General features: G+C 73.2%; 3 protein-coding genes and 1 pseudogene. 2 read left to right on the top strand and 2 right to left on the bottom strand.

What is annotated here, in order from left to right:
- Positions 1-72, bottom strand: a 72-nt coding sequence (locus N869_RS17065; protein WP_269545890.1) for an acyl-CoA carboxylase epsilon subunit, incomplete at its 3' end; no start/stop codon positions are given.
- A gap of 8 nt (positions 73-80) precedes the next feature.
- Complete coding sequence (locus N869_RS13860; RefSeq protein WP_052105589.1) at positions 81-1,634, bottom strand: acyl-CoA carboxylase subunit beta; 1,554 nt, start codon at positions 1,632-1,634, stop codon at positions 81-83.
- Between the two features lie 184 nt (positions 1,635-1,818).
- Here N869_RS13860 and N869_RS13855 point away from each other — a divergent pair, with 184 nt between their 5' ends.
- A complete protein-coding gene (locus tag N869_RS13855) occupies positions 1,819-2,709 on the top strand; it encodes a biotin--[acetyl-CoA-carboxylase] ligase (RefSeq protein ID WP_035062552.1) in 891 nt (296 codons plus the stop codon).
- Between the two features lie 9 nt (positions 2,710-2,718).
- Positions 2,719-3,210: pseudogene (locus N869_RS13850) on the top strand (adenylate/guanylate cyclase domain-containing protein); the annotation flags it as partial.

The raw sequence follows: 3,210 nt of genomic DNA, 5'->3' as shown, positions 1-3,210 counted from the left end.
CGCCCCGGCGGCCAGGCCGGCGACCAGGGCCGCGAGCTCCAGGTCGTCGGGGGCCCCGCGCACGACGCGCACCTGGGGGGTCACAGCGGGATGTTCCCGTGCTTCTTGGCGGGCGCCGACGCCCGCTTGGTGCGCAGGGCCCGCAGCGCCCGGACCACCTGCACCCGCGTCCGGGACGGGGCGATCACGGCGTCGACGAACCCGCGCTCGGCGGCGTCGTAGGGGTTGACGATCGCGTCCTCGTACTCGGCGGTCAGCCGGGCGCGCTCGGCCTCGACGTCACCGCCGGCCTCGTCGACCTTCTTCAACGTGCCCCGGTGCAGGATGTTCACGGCCCCGCCGGCACCCATGACCGCGATCTGGGCGGTGGGCCAGGCCAGGTTCACGTCCGCCCCGAGCTGCTTGGACCCCATGACGATGTACGCCCCGCCGTAGGCCTTGCGGGTGATCACGGTCACCAGGGGGACGGTCGCCTCGGCGTAGGCGTAGATGAGCTTGGCGCCGCGGCGGATGATCCCGTTCCACTCCTGGTCGGTGCCCGGCAGGAACCCGGGCACGTCCACGAACGTCAGCACCGGGATGTTGAACGCGTCGCAGGTGCGCACGAACCGGGCGGCCTTCTCGGCCGCGTCGATGTCGAGCGTCCCGGCCATGTGCAGCGGCTGGTTGGCCACCACCCCCACCGGGTGGCCCTCCACGTGCCCGAACCCGACCAGGACGTTGCGCGCGAACAGGGGGTGGACCTCCAGCAGCTCGCCGTGGTCCAGGACGTGCTCGACGACCGTGCGCATGTCGTACGGCTGGGAGTCGGAGTCCGGGACCAGGGCGTCGAGCTCCAGGTCGGCGTCGGTGAGGTCCAGGTCGGTCGGTTCGTCCTCCCACACCGGCGGCTCGCTGAGGTTGTTGGACGGCAGGTAGCCGATCAGTGCCCGGACGTAGTCGATCGCGTCGTCCTCGTCGGCGCCCAGGTAGTGCGCGACCCCCGAGCGGGTGTTGTGCGTCTGACCGCCGCCCAGCTCCTCGAAGCCCACGTCCTCACCGGTCACCGCACGGATGACGTCCGGCCCGGTGATGAACATGTTGGACGTGCCGTCGGCCATCACCACGAAGTCCGTCAGGGCGGGGGAGTACACCGCCCCCCCGGCGCTGGGTCCCAGGATCAGCGAGATCTGGGGGATGACCCCCGAGGCCGCGACGTTGCGACGGAAGATCTCGGCGAACTGCGTCAGGGCCGCCACACCCTCCTGGATGCGGGCCCCGCCCCCGTCCAGGATCCCGATCAGCGGCACACCGGTGCGCAGCGCCAGGTCCATGACCTTGGTGATCTTCTGGCCGTGGACCTCGCCCAGCGACCCGCCGAACACGGTGAAGTCCTGGCTGTACACCGCCACCTGACGTCCGTCGATGGTCCCGTGGCCGGTGACAACCCCGTCACCGGGCACGCGCCTGGCCTCCAGCCCGAAGTTCGTCGAGCGGTGCTTCACGAACGCGTCCAGCTCCACGAAGCTGCCCTCGTCCAGCAGCGCGGCGATGCGCTCGCGGGCGGTCTTGCGCCCACGCGGGTGCTGCTTGGCCGCTGCGCGCTCCTCGGCCAGGTCGACCGCCTCGGCGGTACGGCGGGCCAGGTCGGCGATCTTGGCAGCTGTGCCGCCGGTGCCGCTCGTGCCGGTGGTGCCGGTCGCGTCCTCGGGACTCGTCGATGGGTGTGTCACATCCCCGAGCGTAGTTGTCGGGTACCGACACCCTCAGTGCGGTGATCGACCGTGTCGGGTGACGGGTTTGTGCCGGACCCGACAACCGGCGCGTACCGTGCAGGTCATGACCTCTTCCCGTGCACCGTACGAGCCCGAGGGTGCCCGTGCCGCGCTGACCCGTGCGGGAGCGGGCCGGGTGGAGGTCCTCGACGAGGTGCCCTCCACGTCCACCGCCCTGGTCCGGGCCGCCACCGCCGACCCGGGTGCCTGGCCGGACCTGTCGGTCGTGCTCGCCCACCACCAGTCGTCGGGCCGGGGCCGGGCGGGACGGTCCTGGCAGACGCCGGCCGGGGCGGCGCTGACGATCTCGGTGCTCCTGCGCCCGGACGTGCCGGCCGACCGGCTGGGGTGGGTGCCGTTGCTCACCGGGCTGGCGGTGACCCGGGCCGTGCGCGACGTGGCCGGCGTCCCGGCGACGCTCAAGTGGCCCAACGACGTGCTGGTGACCGATCCCGGCTCGCGGGACGCGCTCCCGGGCTGGGGGGACCGGCGCAAGGTCGCGGGCGTCCTCGCCGAGGTCGTGCCCGGCCCTGGTACCGGCGGCGGTCCGCACGCCGTGGTGGTCGGTGTGGGTGTGAACCTGACGCAGACCAGGCAGGAGCTTCCGGTGCCCGGGGCCACGTCCCTGCACCTGGTCGCGGGGGCCGCGGGTGCCGTGGGGCCGGACCTGGACCGCACGGCCGTCGCGGCGGCACTGGTGTCGCGTCTGGTCGAGCTCGACCGTCGGTGGCGGGGCGCCTCCGGTGCGGACGACGCGCTGCACGAGGAGTGCACGGCCGCGTGCTCGACGCTGGGTGGCCGGGTGCGTGTGGAACGTCCCGGTGGGGGCGGGCTGGTGGGGACCGCGACGGCCCTGGGGCCCGACGGGCAGCTGGTCGTGGTGGATGACGACGGCCGGGAGCACCACGTCCTGGCGGGTGACGTGCATCACGTCCGTCCCGACCAGGTGAACTAGCCTGACGGCGTGAGCCACGCCAGCGACGACCCAGCGCCCTCGACGCTCGGCCGGCTCGAGGACCAGCTCCTGGGCGGGCCGCGGACGTTGACCCTGGCCCAGCTCGCCGAGCGGGCCGGCACCAGCGTCGAGCGTGCACGCCTGTTCTGGCACACCCTGGGGCTGCCCACCTCCCAGGCGGACGCCGTCGCCTACACCGAGGTCGACGCCGACGTCCTGCGGGCGCTGCTGGAGGTGGCCGCCCGCTACGAGGTCTCGACCCGCACGGCCGTGTCGATGGTGAGGGCCATCGGCCACACCACCGACCGGCTGGTGCTGTGGCAGGTGGAGGCCCTCGTGGAGCACCTCTCCGAGAAGTACGACCTGGACGACGTCAGCGCCCGCCTGGCCCTGCTGGACCGCCTGGGGGTGATCGCACCGGTGCTGGAGGACCAGCTCGTCCACGCCTGGCGCCGTCAGGTCGCCGCGATCGCGGGTCGGTTCGCCGCGGAGTTCGGCGCG

The sequence above is a fragment of the Cellulomonas bogoriensis 69B4 = DSM 16987 genome (assembly GCF_000767165.1).
GTDB lineage: Bacteria > Actinomycetota > Actinomycetes > Actinomycetales > Cellulomonadaceae > Actinotalea > Actinotalea bogoriensis.
The sequence above is the reverse complement of the archived record's forward strand: the minus strand, read 5'-3'. Positions and strand labels throughout refer to the sequence as shown.

What these genes read in the sequence shown, in the direction of transcription:
- N869_RS13855 (WP_035062552.1), top strand. Translation starts at nt 1,819, where the DNA reads ATGACCTCTTCCCGTGCACCGTACGAGCCCGAGGGTGCCCGTGCCGCG.